Annotated in this window: 15 protein-coding genes; 6 read left to right on the top strand and 9 right to left on the bottom strand. The window is 72.7% G+C overall.

What is annotated here, in order from left to right:
• Nucleotides 1-99 precede the first annotated feature (99 nt).
• From KUF83_RS22155 to KUF83_RS22165, 3 genes are all read left to right on the top strand, one after another.
• Nucleotides 100-777: a uracil-DNA glycosylase gene (locus KUF83_RS22155; protein WP_217456522.1), complete on the top strand. Its 678-nt coding sequence runs from the start codon at nucleotides 100-102 to the stop codon at nucleotides 775-777.
• A complete protein-coding gene (locus tag KUF83_RS22160; RefSeq protein ID WP_217456523.1) occupies nucleotides 774-1832 on the top strand; it encodes a BadF/BadG/BcrA/BcrD ATPase family protein in 1059 nt (352 codons plus the stop codon). Before KUF83_RS22155 ends, KUF83_RS22160 begins: the two co-directional genes overlap by 4 nt.
• Before the next feature lie 119 nt (nucleotides 1833-1951).
• Nucleotides 1952-2875 carry a sirohydrochlorin chelatase gene (locus KUF83_RS22165; RefSeq protein WP_217456524.1) on the top strand — a complete coding sequence of 308 codons (924 nt, stop codon included), beginning with the start codon at nucleotides 1952-1954 and terminating at the stop codon, nucleotides 2873-2875.
• 117 nt (nucleotides 2876-2992) lie between these two features.
• On the opposite strand, the gene KUF83_RS22170 is transcribed toward KUF83_RS22165, so the two are convergent.
• Together KUF83_RS22170 and KUF83_RS22175 are read right to left on the bottom strand one after the other, a co-directional pair.
• Nucleotides 2993-4042: a lactonase family protein gene (locus KUF83_RS22170; protein WP_217456525.1), complete on the bottom strand. Its 1050-nt coding sequence runs from the start codon at nucleotides 4040-4042 to the stop codon at nucleotides 2993-2995.
• Between the two features lie 416 nt (nucleotides 4043-4458).
• Nucleotides 4459-5946: an FUSC family protein gene (locus tag KUF83_RS22175; protein ID WP_217456526.1), complete on the bottom strand. Its 1488-nt coding sequence runs from the start codon at nucleotides 5944-5946 to the stop codon at nucleotides 4459-4461.
• Nucleotides 5947-6203: 257 nt separating this feature from the next.
• On the opposite strand from KUF83_RS22175, the gene KUF83_RS22180 reads away from it, so the two are divergent.
• Both KUF83_RS22180 and KUF83_RS22185 read left to right on the top strand, forming a co-directional pair.
• Nucleotides 6204-6680, top strand: a complete 477-nt coding sequence (locus KUF83_RS22180; protein WP_217456527.1) for an Lrp/AsnC family transcriptional regulator — start codon at nucleotides 6204-6206, stop codon at nucleotides 6678-6680.
• A gap of 44 nt (nucleotides 6681-6724) precedes the next feature.
• On the top strand, nucleotides 6725-7429 hold the full coding sequence (locus KUF83_RS22185; RefSeq protein ID WP_217456528.1) for an HAD family phosphatase: 705 nt from the start codon (nucleotides 6725-6727) through the stop codon (nucleotides 7427-7429).
• Nucleotides 7430-7674: 245 nt separating this feature from the next.
• On the opposite strand, the gene KUF83_RS22190 is transcribed toward KUF83_RS22185, so the two are convergent.
• From KUF83_RS22190 to KUF83_RS22220, 7 genes are all read right to left on the bottom strand, one after another.
• A complete protein-coding gene (locus tag KUF83_RS22190) occupies nucleotides 7675-9039 on the bottom strand; it encodes an FAD-dependent oxidoreductase (RefSeq protein ID WP_217456529.1) in 1365 nt (454 codons plus the stop codon).
• 179 nt (nucleotides 9040-9218) lie between these two features.
• Nucleotides 9219-10406 (bottom strand): 1,2-phenylacetyl-CoA epoxidase subunit PaaE, encoded by a 1188-nt coding sequence (gene paaE, locus KUF83_RS22195; protein WP_217456530.1) that lies wholly within the window; start codon nucleotides 10404-10406, stop codon nucleotides 9219-9221.
• Nucleotides 10406-10921 carry a 1,2-phenylacetyl-CoA epoxidase subunit PaaD gene (paaD, locus tag KUF83_RS22200; RefSeq protein ID WP_217456531.1) on the bottom strand — a complete coding sequence of 172 codons (516 nt, stop codon included), beginning with the start codon at nucleotides 10919-10921 and terminating at the stop codon, nucleotides 10406-10408. Before paaD ends, paaE begins: the two co-directional genes overlap by 1 nt.
• Nucleotides 10915-11742 (bottom strand): 1,2-phenylacetyl-CoA epoxidase subunit PaaC, encoded by an 828-nt coding sequence (gene paaC / locus KUF83_RS22205; RefSeq protein WP_217456532.1) that lies wholly within the window; start codon nucleotides 11740-11742, stop codon nucleotides 10915-10917. Before paaC ends, paaD begins: the two co-directional genes overlap by 7 nt.
• 10 nt (nucleotides 11743-11752) lie before the next feature.
• Nucleotides 11753-12097 (bottom strand): 1,2-phenylacetyl-CoA epoxidase subunit PaaB, encoded by a 345-nt coding sequence (gene paaB / locus KUF83_RS22210; RefSeq protein WP_217456533.1) that lies wholly within the window; start codon nucleotides 12095-12097, stop codon nucleotides 11753-11755.
• On the bottom strand, nucleotides 12094-13080 hold the full coding sequence (paaA, locus tag KUF83_RS22215; RefSeq protein ID WP_217456534.1) for a 1,2-phenylacetyl-CoA epoxidase subunit PaaA: 987 nt from the start codon (nucleotides 13078-13080) through the stop codon (nucleotides 12094-12096). The genes paaB and paaA overlap by 4 nt, the downstream gene beginning before the upstream one ends.
• Before the next feature lie 132 nt (nucleotides 13081-13212).
• Complete coding sequence (locus KUF83_RS22220) at nucleotides 13213-14211, bottom strand: hypothetical protein (protein ID WP_254644218.1); 999 nt, start codon at nucleotides 14209-14211, stop codon at nucleotides 13213-13215.
• Between the two features lie 254 nt (nucleotides 14212-14465).
• On the opposite strand from KUF83_RS22220, the gene KUF83_RS22225 reads away from it, so the two are divergent.
• Nucleotides 14466-16721 (top strand): cation-translocating P-type ATPase, encoded by a 2256-nt coding sequence (locus KUF83_RS22225; protein ID WP_217456535.1) that lies wholly within the window; start codon nucleotides 14466-14468, stop codon nucleotides 16719-16721.
• The last annotated feature ends 136 nt before the right edge of the window (nucleotides 16722-16857 follow it).

Here is a 16857-nt window from a genome sequence, read left to right on the forward strand (position 1 = left end):
TGAGCGTCAACAGCCGTGACAGGCACCGCGCATACCACCTCGGGCCGTACGGTGCCCTCCGGTTGATCGACCGCCCGTGTACGGCAGTAGGGTGACGCCGTGGCACCACGACCGTTGAATGAAATCGTCGAACCGGGCTGGGCCAAGGCCCTTGAACCCGTGGCCGGACGGGTCGCGGAGATGGGGGACTTCCTGCGCGCGGAGATCGCCGCGGGACGCACCTATCTCCCGGCGGGCCCGAACGTTCTCCGCGCCTTCCAACAGCCCTTCGACGACGTCCGGGTCCTCATCGTCGGCCAGGACCCCTATCCGACACCGGGACACGCGGTGGGACTGTCGTTCTCGGTCGCGCCCGAGGTGCGGCCGCTGCCCGGCAGTCTCATCAACATCTACCGGGAGCTGAGCACCGACCTGGGACTTCCCCCGCCGTCGAACGGTGATCTGACCCCCTGGACCCAGCAGGGCGTGCTGTTGCTCAACAGGGCGCTCACCACGGCGCCGCGGCGTCCGGCCGCGCACCGCGGTAAGGGCTGGGAAGAGGTCACCGAGCAGGCGATACGGGCGCTGGCCACGCGGGGACGCCCTCTCGTGTCGATCCTGTGGGGCCGCGACGCCCGCAACGCCCGCCCGCTGCTGGGCGACCTGCCCTCGGTCGAGTCGGCGCATCCGTCACCCATGTCGGCGGACCGCGGCTTCTTCGGCTCGCGGCCCTTCAGCCGGGCCAACGACCTGCTGACCCAACAGGGCGGCGACCCCGTGGACTGGCGGCTGCCGTGACCCCTCCCGCAGACGGGTCGGGCGTGCTCGGTGTGGACTCCGGCGGGTCCGGGCTGCGGGTCGTCCTGTCCGTCGACGGAGGCGGTGTCACGGCACCACTCACGTCCAGGGTGCCGGTGCGCACCGGGCCGCGCGGCATCGACGCCGGGCATCTGCTGGAGCAACTGGTGCCGATGGCCCGTCGGCTGATGGACGACGCCGGGGTGGGGACACTGCGCGCCGTCGCCGTCGGCGCCGCCGGCCTCTCCACTCTGGGCGACTCTCTGCGCGCCGACCTGCCCACAGGGCTGGCCCGTGAACTCGGCGTGCGGCGGCTGGCCCTGGTCGCCGACGCCGTCGCCGCGTACACGGGTGCCCTCGGGCAGCGTGTGGGCGCGGTCGTCGCGGCCGGTACCGGGATGATCGCCATCGGCACGGACCTGCGTGGCTGGCGCAGGGCGGACGGCTGGGGTCATCTCCTCGGTGACAGCGGCAGCGGAGCCTGGATCGGCCAGGCGGGCCTGGACGCCGCGTTGCGCGCCTACGACGGGCGCCCCGGAGGATCGGCCCCGCTCCTGGCGCGCGCCGAGGCGGTGTTCGGCTCGGCGACGGCGGTCCCGGGACAGCTCTACCCGCGCCCGGACCGTCCGGCCGTGCTCGCGTCCTTCGCGCCCGAGGTGGCCGCCTGCGCCGACGGCGGCGACCCGACGGCGGCCGGCATCCTGGCCGCCGCGGCCCGGCACATCGCCGACTCGGCCGCCGCCGTGTGCCCCACCGGGACAGATGTTCCCCCGGCGGGGTCCGAAGGGGCCGGCCAGGCACCGGCAGAGGTCCGCCTCGCCCTCACGGGCGGGCTGTTCAAACTGGGTGACCCGCTGCTCGTACCGCTGTGGGCCGCGCTGGCGGACCGGCTGCCGCACGCGCGGCTGGTGCCGCCCGCTGGTGACCCGCTCGACGGCGCCGTCGGCATCGCCGCCGAACTGGCCGAGGACCGGCTGACGCTGCCGCGCGACGACAGCATGCTGTACGTCGTGAGGGACGGCACGGACCGTCGTTCGCAGGACAGTTCACCGTGATCCACGGATAACCAGTGAGATCAATCCGTACGGAACTCATCAGACAAAACCGGACGGATACCGCTCACCTGCACCCTCCCCGAACAGGGGAGCCCAGGAAACCAGTAACATTCGGCGCCATGAGCTCCCCCACTGGGCCCGCGTCCGGCCTGCCAGTACGAATGCCGCGACCCCGCCAGCCCGGTCGGCACCGCCGACCGGAGCCCTTGGCGGCTCCCGAGGGCGCGCCCGCGCTCGTCCTCGCGGTGCCGGGCCTGCCCAGCGCCGCGACCCGCAGCCTCGTCGAGGAGGTCGTGAGCATCGCGCGCTCCGAGCTGCCCGGCCTCGACGCCCGGATCGGCTACCTCGAGGGGGACGACGGTGAGTTCCCCACCCTCCAGTCGATCCTCGCGTACGCCGCCGAGGAGCGTACCGCCCGCTTCGAGCAGGCCCGCGCGGCCGGTGTGGACGTGGTGGAGCCGGACGGCCCCGTCGCCGTGGTCGTGCCGCTGCTGGCCGGTCCGGACAGCGCGCTGCTGCGCCGCGTCCGCCAGGCCGTCATGGACAGCCGTGTCGCGGCCGAGCTGACCGATGTGCTCGGCCCGCACCCGCTGCTCGCCGAGGCACTGCACGTGCGCCTGTCCGAGGCGGGCCTGGCGCGCGCCGACCGCGCCCGGCTCTTCACCGTGGCGACGGCCGCGGACGGCATCATCCTGGCGTCCGTGGGCGGCAGCGAGGCCGTGCAGGCGGCCGGGATCACGGGCATGCTGCTCGCCGCCAGGCTCGCCGTGCCCGTGATGGCGGCGGCGCTGGACGAGGAGGGCTCGATCGCGGCCATCGCGGAGCAGCTGCGTTCCTCGGGCTCCCAGCACCTGGCGCTCGCGCCGTACCTGATCGGCCCCGAGCTCGACCCGGGACTGCTCGAGGACGCCGCGAAGGAGGCGGGCTGCTCCGCCGCCGAGGCGCTGGGCCCGTACCCGGCGATCGGCAAGCTGGCGCTCGCCAAGTACACGACGGCTCTCGGCATCGCGCCGCCGCAGCCGCAGGGCGCGCCGGTCCGCTGACCGGCAGGTCCCGCATCCCCGCACCAACCCCGAAGGGCCCGCTCCGTCTCCGGAGCCGGGCCCTTCGGGGTTTCCGGCGGCCGGAGCCGAACCGCGCGGACCGGGGGCCTGCTCGAGTCACCCCTGGTCGAGCACCACGCAGGACGCCGCGGGCGCCCTGACCGACCCTCCTCGCTGTGGCACACCCGTATCGGGGTCCACCACGAACCACGTGACGTTTCCCGAGCGCTCGTTCGCCACGTACAGGAAGCGGCCCGCCGGGTCGAGTGCGAGCGCCCTCGGCCAGGTGCCGCCGCACGACACGGTGGCGGCCAGCCGCAGCCCTTCGTCGGCCGCGCCGGGCACGAGCACGGAGATCACGTCCTGGCCGCGCGTGGCGGTCCACACGAAGCGGCCGTCGGGCGACACGACGATGCCGGAGGGGTAGGCGTCGCCGTCCGGGAGGTCGGGCAGCACGGGCGTCTCACCGACCGGCCTCAGCGCGCCCTTGACGGCGTCCCAGCGGCAGGACGTGACGGTCGGTGTGAGTTCGTTGAGGACGTAGGCGCGTTCGCCGTCCGGGTGGAACGCCAGGTGGCGGGGCCCCGAGCCGGGCCGCAGCGCGACCTCCCGGTGCAGCGCGAGCGCACCGTTGCGCAGGGCGCACACCCGCACCGAGTCGGTACCGAGGTCGACGCTCACGGCCCACCGGCGGCTCGGATCGGGCTGGACGTGGTGGGCGTGCGGGCCCTGCTGGCGCTGCGTGTGGGGGCCCGCGCCCTCGTGGCTCAGCACGTCGGAGACGGGGGCGAGGCTCCCGTCGTGGCGTACGGGTACGGCGCTGACGCTGCCGGAGCCGTAGTTAGCGGTCAGGACGTGCCCGTCGAAGAGGCTCAGATGTGTGGGTCCACTGCCGCCGACCGGGACCAACGGGCCTGCGAGGGACGGTTCGTCACCCTTCACCCGGTAGGCGGCGACCGCGCCCTGTGCCGTCTCGCTGACCGCGTAGAGCATGTCCCCGGCGGGCGACAGGGCCAGGTACGAGGGGTCGGCGACGGTGTTCACCGCGCTCAGCAGCGCCAGCGCGCCGGTTTCCTCGTCCACGGCGGCGGTGAGGACGCCGAGGCCCCCCGCCGCCGTGAAGGAGCCGATGTACGCCCGTCGCTGCCGTCCGCCGCCGTCCGCCACTGCCGTCCCCTCTCGGTGCACGTCCTTGGGTGGCGACGGTAGCAGCCAAAGGCCTAGACCAAACGGGAACCCTCCTCCGCCCCGCCGCACGCCTGCACGCCTGCACGCCTGCACGCCTGCACGCCTGCACGCCTGCCTTCGATGGTGCATGTGGGCGGGACGCCGCGCACGGCTCCCACACGGCACGCACGGACGGGCAGTGTCCGCGGGGGTCCGCAGGCCGCAGAGGACCGCAGAGGACCCCAGATGTCCGCAGAGGTCCGCAGGGACCAAGACATCCGGCAGCCTCAGGGTCTACCGGCCCGTGCCCCGAGTACGCCGTCCGCGCGGCCGGTGCGGCGGCTCCGTGCGGCAGGGCAGCCGGCTCGCATTCCCGCGGCGGCTGTTCAGGCGGCGGGGGCGGGAGCAACGAGTGTTCAGGCACCCACGGCCGAGGGGCGGCGGAGCGGCGTGGCCAGGGAGGCGAGCGCGCGTTCCAGGCCGTGGAGGTGAGCGAGGGCCTGCTCGGCGCCGGGATGGTGGCTGGGCACGCCCGTGGTCGCCGTCACGGCGCGTTCCGGCACCGCGCCGACCAGGACCTCCACCGCCGCCTCGACACGCCCGCAGGCGGCGGTGAGGCGTGCGTCGTGCGAGGCGTCCGGATCGGCCGCGACGGCCGCGAGGCCCCGCGCCTCCCGGGCGCAGTCGTCGAGGAGGGCCAGCACCCGCAGGGCCCGGGCCCTGCGGGCACGGATCGGGTTGAGGGGGTGCACGAGCGGGGCCAGGGCGAACCTGACCCGGCCGAGCATCGCCTCCAGTTCCGCCGCCGACGGCGCGGGGTCAGCGGTGGGATCACCGGCGAGGCGCCGGGCCGCCGCCGCGGTGCAGCCGTGCACGGCACGCACGGCCTGGCCCACCCAGCGGTCGGTGACCGCGTGCGTGCTGACCGGCAGGATCAGCGCGACGGCGAGCGCGGCGCCGAGCGCGCCCGCGGCGGTCTCCGCGAGGCGCAGCCCCAGCAGACCCGGGTGCAGGACACCGAGCAGCCCGTAGAGCAGGCCCGCCATCACGGTGACGAAGAACATCATCCAGCTGTACGAGAGCGGCGCCGTGTAGAAGATGCCCCAGACGCAGACGGCCACGATCGCCGCCGTGGGCGCCACAGCGCCGTCCAGGGGAACCGCGACCAGCAGCCCGGCCGCGATGCCGGTGACCGTGCCGACGACGCGCCGGAAGCCCCGTACGAGGGTCTCGCCGCGTGAGGACGTGTTGACGAAGATCCACCAGGCGGTGCCGACGGCCCAGTACCAGCGCTCGTGCGAGAGGACCTGGCCCGCCGCCATCGCGAACGCGCAGGCGGCCGTCGCCTGGAAGGCCTGACGGGTGGTCGGCCGGGAGAGGCCGCGGCCGGCCGGTGCGGCGGGCGTGACCGGCGCCGGAGTGCGCCGCTCGATGCACCATGCGCCGAAACGCACCACCGAGGACGCGGCCAGCGCCAACGCCATCGCGGCGTACAGCTGCGGGAGCTGGCCGGGGACCGCGTGCAGGAACTGGGTGATGAAGAAGGTCATGAACGCGAAAATGCCGAGCGCGTGGCCGCGGGGACCCCAGCGGCGGGCGTACACCCCGCAGAAGACCACCGCGAGCCAGATGGCGTCGCGCGCGGTCGGCACGGCGTGCAGCACGGCCGCGAGGGCGAGGACGGGGAAGCCGACGGCGGGCAGCAGCGCGGTGGTGAGGGCCTGACCGCGCACGGTCGGGTCGCCGACCGTGAACAGTGCGAGGAGTGCGGTGAGGCCGCCGGTGATGGTGGCGGGCAGTGAGAGTCCGGCGAGCTCCGACGCGGTCACCGCGAGGCCGATGCCGAGCACCGCCCGCAGCGAGATCCGCAGCCGTACCAGGCCCGGATCCGGAGCCATGAACATCTTCTTCACCGTCGGCAGCCCGCCCCTGTCTCGCGTCGGTCGCACCCGTCGGCGCACGACGCGGCCGTCGTGGCTCTCAGGGCATGGGAATGGCGCCGTGGGTCCGGTCCGGCTTCCTCGCCGTCCGGCGCTTCGCGGCGCCATGAATACCGACACGTTAAGCACGGGAAGGGTGGTGGCTCAACAGGCAGCTGATCGACTGAGCCATTGGTACAGTCGGAAACGATCAGCCCAGACCGCAGGGAGGCCAACGGACCATGGCCGTGGACCAGCTCGACACCCGCATCCTCCGGCTGCTCCTCGAACAGCCGCGCACCAGCGTGCGGGAGTACGCCCGCGTCCTCGGCGTCGCCCGCGGCACGCTGCAGGCGCGGCTCGACCGGCTGGAGCGGGACGGAGTGATCACCGGCACGGGGCCCACGCTCTCCCCCGCCGCGCTGGGCCATCCGGTGCTCGCGTTCGTCCACATCGAGGTCACCCAGGGGCATCTCGACGACGTGGGGGACGCCCTGGCCGCCGTGCCGGAGATCATCGAGGCGTTCTCGATCACCGGAGGCGGAGATCTGCTGACCCGGGTCGTCGCCCGGGACAACGGGCATCTGGAGGACGTGATCCAGGCGCTGATCAGCATGCCGGGTGTCGTCCGCACACGCACCGAGGTGGCGCTGCGCGAGCGGGTGCCGCAGCGGGTGCTGCCGTTGGTCGAGGCGATCGGGCTCAACGCCCGCAGCTGACCTCGCGCGCAGTGCCCTCGGCCGACCCGGGCATCCTGGACCTCATGAGCACCCTCGGCGGCACTTCGGTCATCTTCGATCTCGACGGCACACTCGTGGACAGTGAACCGAACTACTACGAGGCGGGACGCCGGACACTCGCCGCGCAGGGCATCACGGACTTCAGCTGGGCCGACCACGAGCGGTACGTGGGCATCAGCACCCAGGAGACGGTCGCGCTGTGGAAGGAGCGGTACTCCCTCGACGCCCCGCTCGACGTGCTCCTCGCGGACAAGAACCGCCGCTATCTGGAACTGGCCGGCGCGTCCACCGAGGTCTACCCCGAGATGCGGAAGTTCGTGGAGCTGCTGGCCGGCGACGGAGTCCCGATGGCCGTGGCCTCGGGGTCCTCGCGCCGGGCCATCGAGGCGATCCTGGCGGGCACGGGCCTGGACGCGTACCTGCACACCGTCGTCTCGGCGGAGGAGGTCGCCCACGGCAAACCCGCTCCGGACGTGTTCCTTGAAGCGGCGCGCCGTCTCGGGGCGGCGCCCGGGGAGTGCGTGGTATTCGAGGATGCCGCGCCGGGCGTCGCGGCGGCGCACGAGGCCGGGATGCGGTGCGTCGCGATCCCGTACCTCGCGGCGCAGGCCGACGACCCGGCGTTCGCGACGGCGGAACTGCTTCTGCGGGGCGGCCAGGACGAGTTCACGGCCCGGGCCGTCCACGGATGGCTCCGCGGGGGTGAGCCGGTGGCCCCGCCGGCATGAGCAGGTGGACGCCCCTTGTACGCCAGGGCGTGCGCGGTGATCCTGGCCCGCCAGTTGTCCACGCCCGACCTGTCCGTCCAGCCGGGGGGCCGGGGCACGGCGGCCGCCGACTGGTGCGTGGCCGGACGCCGAACGCCGGTCGCCGAGCACAGGCCCGGGAGCGGAAACCGGGGGCGCACACGCAGGGGCGGCCCCGCTGTCACAGCGGGGCCGCCCCTGATGAACCGACCTTGAAACTCCCGCGCCTACGCGCCGCTCGCCTTGAGCATGTCCTCGCGCTCGACGAGCTTCACCCGCTCGCGGCCCTGGGGCTCCCCCAGCGCCTTCTCCGCGGCGTCGAGGCGGTACCAGCCGTCCCACGTGGTGTGGCGGACGTCGTGCTCGGCGAGGAACGCGTCCACCGCCTCCGGTTCCGGCGCGACGGGCGTCTGCAGACGGCCGTTCGCGTGGTCGTCGAGGAGGCTCGCGACCGTCTCGTTGGCGTCGCCCTTGGTGTGGCCGATCAGGCCGACCGGGCCGCGCCTGATCCAGCCGGTGACGTACGTGGACCGCAGGTGCTGCCCGGTCTCCTCGATCACCCGGCCGGCCTTGTCCGGGACCGTGCCCGAGTCGACGTCCCAGGGCAGCTTGGGCAGCTTGTCGGACAGGTAACCGACGGCGCGGTAGACGGCGCCGAGGTCCCAGTCCTTGAACTCGCCGGTGCCCTTGACGTTGCCGGTGCCGTCGAGGGCGGTGCGCTCGGTGCGCAGCCCGACGACCTTGCCGTCCTCGCCGAGGATCTCGGTGGGCGATTCGAAGAAGTGCAGGAACAGCTTGTGCGGGCGGTCGCCGGTGTCGCGGATGGCCCAGTTCTCCAGGGTCTTCGCGACCATGTCGGCCTGCTTGTTGCCGCGCCGGGTCGCGATCGAGCCGTCGTCGTAGTCGATGTCCTCGGGGTCGACGATGACCTCGATGTTCGGGGAGTGGTCGAGCTCCCGCAGTTCCAGCGGGCTGAACTTCGCCTGCGCCGGGCCGCGACGGCCGAAGACGTGGACCTCCAGGGCCTTGTTGGCCTTGAGCCCTTCGTGGACGTTCGGCGGGATCTCGGTCGGCAGCAGTTCGTCCGCGGTCTTGGCGAGGATGCGCGCCACGTCGAGCGCGACGTTGCCGACGCCGAGAACGGCGACCTTCTCGGCCTCCAGCGGCCAGGTGCGCGGCACGTCCGGGTGCCCGTCGTACCAGGAGACGAAGTCCGCGGCGCCGTACGAGCCTTCGAGGCCGATCCCGGGTATGTCGAGCGCCCGGTCGGCCGTCGCCCCGGTGGAGAAGATCACCGCGTCGTAGAAGGCGCGCAGGTCGTCCAGGTTGATGTCGCCCGGGTAGTCGACGTTGCCGAAGAGGCGGATCTGCGGCTTGTCGAGGACCTGGTGCAGGGCGGTGATGATGCCCTTGATGCGGGGGTGGTCGGGGGCGACGCCGTAACGGATCAGGCCGAAGGGGGCCGGCATCCGCTCGAAGAGGTCGATGGAGACACCGGGCTCGGCGGCCACTGCGGACTTCAACAGCGCGTCGGCGGCGTAGATCCCGGCGGGGCCGGCTCCGACTATGGCTACCCGCAGGGGGCGAGGCATGATCAGGTTCCCTTCGAGCGGTGATCAGGAATACTCACCGGGGAGCCTAAACTAAGGCAAGCCTAAGTCTGTAGCCGGGCTGGATCTATGACCTCATAAGCCTGACTTATGAGTAGCGGTTCGAACGGAGACGAACCGGCCCTCCCTCCGTGCCGGTCCGACATCCCCCCGCGGCCCGTTCAGCTGTCGAAGTCCACGGTCAGCGTCTCGGAGACGGGATACGACTGGCACGTGAGCACGTATCCCGCGTCCACCTCGGCGTCCTCAAGGGCGAAGTTGCGGCGCATGTCTGCCTTGCCGTCGGTGACCAGCGCACGGCAGGTGCCGCAGACGCCGCCCTTGCAGGCGAAGGGCAGATCGGGGCGGGTCCGCTGGGCGCCTTCGAGGATGCTCCGCTCCCTGACCAGGGCGGAGGTGGTGGAGCGGCCGTCGAGCGTGACGGTGACCTGGCTGACGGGCCCCTGCACGGCGGCCTCCTCGTGACGCACCTCTCGTACGGGCTCGTCGTCGGCGTAGAACAGTTCCCGGTGGACGCGGTCGCCGGGGACGCCGAGACCGGTCAGGACCCGCTGGGCGTCGAGGACCATGCCGTGCGGCCCGCACAGCCACCAGTGGTCCGCGGCCTTCACGTCGACCAGTGAGCCGAGGAGCGCCGAGAGCCGGTCCGCGTCGAGGCGGCCGGACAGCACCTCGGCCTCCCGCGGTTCGCGGGAGAGCACGTGGGCGAGCTGGAACCGGGCCGGATACAGGTCCTTCAGATCCGCCAGCTCGTCGGCGAACATCACGGTGCCCGTGCGCCGGTTGCCGTAGAAGAGGGTGACCGTCGAGCCCGGGTCCGCGGCCAGGACGGACTCGGCGATGGAGAGCATCGGCGTGACACCGGAGCCCGCCGCGATCAGCACGTGGTGGCCAGGGGCGGTGAGGTCGGGCGTGAACGAGCCGGTGGGGGCCATCACCTCAACGGTGTCGCCCGGGCGCACCTCGCGCACGAGCCACGCCGAGAACAGACCACCCGGCACCACGCGCACACCGATGCGGGGAACCGAACCGGCGGGCGAGCAGATGGAGTACGAGCGCCGCTCGTCCCGGCCGTCCACCTCGCGCCGCAGCGTCAGGGACTGCCCGGGCGCGAAGTCGAACTCCGCCGCAAGCCCTTCGGGGATCTCGAAGCTCACCGCGGCCGCGTCCTCGCACAGCGGCTGTACGGCGGCGACCCGCAGGGCATGGAAGACCGGACGGCGGCGGACCCGCGGACGCACCGCCGGCCCGGCGGCGGACACGGCCGGGACCACGACGGGGGCGGGACCCGAAGTCGGGGCGGCCTGGCCCTTCGGACCGCCCGTCGGCTCTTCCTTCAGGCCTTCCATCAGATCTCCTTGACGTACTCGAACGGCTCGCGGCAGGCGCGGCAGCGCCACAGCGCCTTGCACGCCGTGGCGGCGAAACGGGAGGTCTCCTCGGTGTCCGCCGAACCGCAGCGCGGACACGCGACCATGCGGCGGACGGGCGACAGCACGAGGGGCACAGGACCGGCGGCGCGCCCGGGTGCGGCGCCCGGCGGTGCGATCCCGTGCTCGGTGAGTTTGCGACGGCCCTCCGCGGTGATCCAGTCGCTCGTCCACGGCGGGTCGAGGACCGTACGGATCTCGACGCGCGCGTACCCCGCGCCGCGCAGCCGTGCCGCCACGTCCGCGCGCATCTCGGCCATGGCGGGGCAGCCCGAGTAGGTCGGCGTGAGGCTCGCGACCACGGTCCCGTCGCCGGTCACCTCGACCGCGCGCAGCACTCCGAGGTCGGCGAGGGTCAGCATCGGCAGCTCGGGGTCCGGCACCTGCTCGGCGATGTGCCGGGCATGCCGCAGGCCCGTCAGTACGGTCACCATGTCGCCCCCGGGTGTGCGCGGGCCACGCTCTGCAACTCGGCCAGCAGCGGCGCGAGATGCTCGGTGTGCTCTCCGCTCCGCCCGGTGCCGGGCAGCGGCCGGTACACGGGCATGGGGAGCCCGGCGGCCTCGGTGACCTGCCGCAGGACGGCGACGACCTCGTCCCGTACGTCGTACGCCGTGAACAACTCGCCGAAGTACGGGGCGACCTGCTCCATCGCCCTGCGCGTGCGGCGGTGCGACTCCTCGGTGCCGTCGCCCAGGCGCACGACCCACTCGGCCGCGTACTGCCGGTGGTACGTCAGCTCCTTGACGCCCTTCGCCGCCACGGCCGCGAGGACGGGGTCGGGATGCGACGACAACTTCTCGAAGTGTGCGAGCCGCCAGCTGGACAGCACCAGCAGTCGCACGATCGAGAACGCGAAGTCCCCGCACGGAAGTTCCGCCAGGCGTACGTTCCCGAAGTCCTCGGCGTCCCGGAAGTAGGCGTACGCGTCCTCGCCGCGCCCGGTGCCGTCGGCCTGGCCCGCGCGCGCGTACAGCAGGCGGGCCTGGCCGAGGAGGTCGAGGCCGATGTTGGCGAGCGCGACCTCCTCCTCCAGCTCGGGGGCGCGGGTGGTCCACTCGGCCAGCCGCTGGGCACTCACCAGGGCGTCGTCGGCGAGGGCCACGCAGTCCGCGGCCAGCAGGCCGGCATCGATGCCCGCGGGCACGGTGGTGTCCACCCCGTGGAGCGGGTCCTCGAAGCCGGTGCCGTACGCCCAGCGGGTGTCGTCCTCGTGCCCCTCGGCGAGGGACAGGTAGACATGGTCGTCGCTCATGCCCTGCTCCTCAGATGTGCGGGACGTCGTCGGGGATGTCGTAGAAGGTCGGATGGCGGTAGACCTTGTCGGCGCTCGGCGCGAAGAACGGGTCCTTCTCGTCACGGGTGGATGCGGCGATGTGTTCCGAGCGCACCACCCAGATCGAGACGCCCTCGTTGCGACGGGTGTAGAGGTCGCGTGCGTGGGTGAGGGCCATCGTGTCGTCCGCGGCGTGCAGCGAGCCCACATGGACGTGGTTCAGTCCGCGCTTGCCGCGCACGAAGACCTCGTAGAGCGGCCAGTCGCCCTTCGTGGTGGGCTGGGCCGGGTCCGCAGGGGTGGCCGGGCCGGCGCCCGGGGCGGAGTCGCTCATGCCACAGCTCCTTCGTGTCCGTGCGCGCGCCGCGCCTGCTTGGCCGCGTGGGCCGTGGCCGCCTCCCGTACCCAGGCGCCCTCCTCGTGGGCGGACCTGCGACGCTCCATCCGCTCGGTGTTGCACGGTCCGTCGCCGCCGATGACCCGCTTGAGCTCGGCCCAGTCGGGGGTGCCGAAGTCGTGGCGTCCGCGCTCCTCGTTCCAGCGGAGCTCCGGGTCCGGGAGCGTCACGCCGAGCTTCTCGGCCTGCGGGACCGTCATGTCGACGAACCTCTGACGCAGCTCGTCGTTGCTGTGCCGCTTGATCTTCCAGGCCATCGAGGCCGCCGAGTTGGGCGAGTCGCCGTCGGGCGGGCCGAACATCATGAGCGAGGGCCACCACCAGCGGTCCACCGACTCCTGGACCATGGTCCGCTGCGCCTCGGTGCCGCGCATCATGGTCAGCAGCAGCTCGTAGCCCTGCCGCTGGTGGAACGACTCCTCCTTGCAGATGCGCACCATCGCGCGCGCGTAGGGGCCGTACGAACTCCTGCACAGCGGAACCTGGTTGCAGATCGCCGCGCCGTCCACGAACCAGCCGATCACGCCGACGTCGGCGAACGTCGGCGTCGGGTAGTTGAAGATCGACGAGTACTTCTGGCGGCCCTGGATCAGCCGCTCGGTCAGGTCCGCGCGGTCGGCGCCCAGCGTCTCGGCGGCCGAGTACAGGTACAGCCCGTGCCCGGCTTCGTCCTGGACCTTCGCGAACAGGATGGCCTTGCGGCGCAGTGACGGGGCCCGAGTGATCCACTCACCCTCGGGCTGCATGCCGATGATCTCCGAGTGCGCATGCTGCGCGATCTGCCGGACGAGCGTCCTGCGATAGCCGTCGGGCATCCAGTCGCGGGGCTCGATCCGCTGGTCCCGCGCGATCGTCGCGTCGAAGTGCTCCTGCAACAACTGCTCCGGGAGGGGCGACTCGGCGGAGTGTGTCGTGGTCATCGATACCAGCTTCCCTACCGACCATTCGTTCGGTACCAGTGTGACGCCTTTCCGGCAGCCGGGCAAGACCCCACGGGGGATCGAACAGGGCACATCAGGCCCGACGGCGCCGGTGGCGCCGGTGGCGCCGGCTCAGTGCCCATGACTGTCGGAGCCGCTGCCGGAGCCGCTGCCGACGTCCTCGCCACGCCGGCCACCGCCGTCGGCCGCGTCACCGGCGTGGACGGTGAACGCGGCGGTGCGCACCACCCCCTTGTGCTTGAAATCGAGGAAGAGGCGGTAGGCGCCGGCGCTGGGCGCGGTCGCGGTGAACGAGACGCCCGGGCCCGGCTCGGTCCTGCCGTCGCCCGGTTCCCCGTTGGGGTGGACATGGAGGTAGGCGAGATCTCCGGAGCGCAGGGCGACGAGGTGGCCGTAGGCGCCGAGGTAGGGCTGCAGGTCGGTGACGGGCTTGCCACCGCGCGACACCTCGAGCTCCAGTTCGCCGGCCTCACCCGGACGCAGTCCGCCCGTCAGCTCGACCTCGTACCCGCCGGTCTCGGCCGTGGCACTCGGCGCGGGCAGGCTCTTCGGTTCGTACGGGCCCGAGGCCGCGAGGTCGGCGCCGAGGGTGAGGTTCTCGGCGCCCTTCTTCGCCGGGGTGAAGTCGGCGAAGACCCGGTAGCCGCCCGCCCGGGGCAGCTCGACGGGGATGCTCCAGGTGCCGTCGGCCGCGCGGGCGGGGTGAAGGTGGCGGTAGGTGACCAGGTCACGGGAGGCCACGATGAGGTGGAGTTCCTTCTCGTGTTCGCGCCGGTACGAGGTGACCGCGCGGCCGGTCCCGTCCCGGACGGTGAAACGCAGGTCGGCGGGCCGGCCGGCCTCGACGCGCGGAGTCTTCAGGTCGAGCGTGTAGCCGCCCTCCGAGATCTGCAGTCCGCCGGCCGGGGCCTGCGGCCCCTCCCCCGCAGGCTCGTGCTCCTCGTGGTCCCCATCCCCCTCCGGAGCGGGTGGGGCCTCGGCATGGGTGTCGTGACCGGCGGGCTTCGCCTCCGTGACGACGGGATCGATGCCCCGGCCCACTCCGTAGGCAGTGCCGAAGGTCGCGGCGAGTGCGGCGGCGAACGCGGTGATCTTGACTCCGGTCTGCATGGTCATCTCCTGGGGACAGGGAGCCCGCGTTATGGCGCGGGCCCCTCCATGCACTTCAAGATACCCCTAGGGGGTATCAAGTCAAGGCTCTGACGCGACTTGCGTCGGATACCCTCCAGGGGTATACAGGTCGAGAGCGACGATACCCCCGCCCCGTATATGGTCCCCACCGTACAGGCGGGGCCCGGGCTCGTACCCCTGAGTGATCCAGGCTTCGGGGCCCGGCCCTCCACCTCCCGCCACGAGGAGCAGCCATGACCACCACGACGACCGGCACCGAGACGGAACTCGCCATCGGCGGCATGACCTGTGCCTCCTGCGCGGCGCGCGTCGAGAAGAAGCTCAACCGCATGGACGGGGTCACCGCCACCGTCAACTACGCCACCGAGAAGGCCAAGGTCACCCACACCGGCGCGGTCTCGGTGCAGGACCTGATAGCCACCGTCGAGAAGACCGGATACACCGCGCACGAACCCGTCCCCGAACCCGCACGGCCCGGGCACGACGACGCCACGAGGGAGGCGGACGACGAACTGCGGCCACTGCGCGAGCGGTTGACCACCGCCGTGGTGCTGGCCGTCCCGGTCGTGGCGATGGCGATGGTTCCGGCGCTGCAGTTCGAGTACTGGCAGTGGCTGTCCCTGACGCTTGCGGCACCCGTCGTGACGTACGCGGCCTGGCCGTTCCACAAGGCGGCGTTCACCAATGCCCGGCACGGGGCGGCCACCATGGACACCCTGATCTCGGTGGGGACCACGGCGGCCTTCGTGTGGTCGCTGTGGGCCCTGTTCCTCGGGACCGCGGGCACCCCCGGCATGACGCACCCCTTCGAGCTGACCATCGCCCGCGGTGACGGCGCCGGGAACATCTACCTGGAGGCCGCCGCCGGAGTCACCGCCTTCATCCTGGCCGGCCGGTACTTCGAGGCGCGCTCCAAGCGCAGGGCGGGTGCCGCGCTGAAGGCGCTGCTGGAACTGGGCGCCAAGGAGGTCACCGTCCTCCGGGGCGACCGGGAGGAGCTGATACGCACGGAGGACTTGGTGGCCGGCGACCGCTTCCTCGTGCGCCCCGGCGAGAAGATCGCCACCGACGGGACGGTCGTCGAGGGATCCTCGGCGGTGGACGCCTCGATGCTCACCGGTGAGTCCGTGCCGGTGGAGGTGTCCTCCGGCGACCACGTCACCGGCGCCACGCTCAACGCGGGCGGCCGCCTGGTCGTCGAGGCGACCCGGGTCGGCGCCGACACCCAACTGGCCCGGATGGCGCGGCTGGTGGAGGACGCCCAGAACGGCAAGGCCGCGGCCCAGCGACTCGCGGACAGGATCTCCGCGGTGTTCGTACCGGTCGTCATCGCCCTGGCGCTGGGCACGCTCGGTTTCTGGCTGGGCAACGGGTCCGGGCTGACAGCCGCCTTCACCGCTGCCGTCGCCGTGCTGATCATCGCCTGCCCGTGCGCCCTGGGACTCGCCACCCCCACCGCCCTCATGGTCGGCACCGGCCGCGGCGCCCAACTCGGCATCCTCATCAAGGGCCCCGAGGTCCTGGAGTCCACCCGCCGCGTCGACACCGTCGTCCTGGACAAGACCGGCACCGTCACCACCGGCCGCATGACCCTGCTGGCCGTACACACCGCCGCCCACACCGACGAGTCCGAAGTCCTGCGCCTGGCAGGCGCGTTGGAGCACGCCTCCGAGCATCCGATCGCCCGGGCCGTCGCCGAGGGCGCGCTTCGCGAACTGGGTTCGCTGCCCACGCCCGAGGACTTCGCGAACGTTCCCGGTCTCGGGGTGCAGGGTGTCGTCGACGGCCACGCCGTCCTCGTCGGCCGGGAGCGTCTACTTGGCGAGTGGGCCATGGAACTGCCGCCGGGACTGGCAGCGGCCAGGGCCGACGCCGAGTCCGCCGGTCGTACCGCCGTCGCGGTCGCCTGGGACGGCGAGGTACGCGCGGTCATCGAGGTCGCCGACGCGGTCAAGGAGACCAGCGCGGAGGCGATCACACGGCTGCGGGCGCTCGGCCTGACCCCGATCCTGCTGACCGGCGACAACCGGGCCGTGGCCCTGTCGGTCGCGCGCGAGATCGGTGTCGCACCCGAGGACGTCATCGCCGAGGTGCTGCCCCAGGACAAGGCGGACGTCGTCAAGCGACTCCAGGGCGAAGGCCGTTCGGTCGCGATGGTCGGAGACGGCGTCAACGACGCGGCCGCCCTGGCGCAGGCAGACCTGGGCCTGGCCATGGGCACCGGGACGGACGCCGCGATCGAGGCAGGCGACCTGACCCTCGTGAGGGGAGACCTGCGTGCGGCGGCCGACGCGATCCGTCTCGCGCGCCGCACCCTCACCACCATCAGGTCGAACCTGTTCTGGGCCTTCGCCTACAACCTGGCCGCCCTGCCGCTCGCCGCGGCCGGTCTGCTCAACCCGATGATCGCCGGAGCGGCCATGGCCTTCTCCTCCGTCTTCGTCGTCGGCAACTCCCTGCGCCTGCGCACCTTCCGGGCGGCCGCCTGACTCCCCCGGCGCTCACCGTGCCGCCCCGGCGCCGCTCACCCGCCGCCGCGGGCCCGCGGCACCGGGACGACGCGTCCGGCGGCCATTCCGGCACACCCCGGGAGCGGTCGGGACGGGCGGGGCGGACAAGGGCTCG

The sequence above is a fragment of the Streptomyces sp. BV286 genome, assembly GCF_019090165.1.
GTDB lineage: Bacteria > Actinomycetota > Actinomycetes > Streptomycetales > Streptomycetaceae > Streptomyces.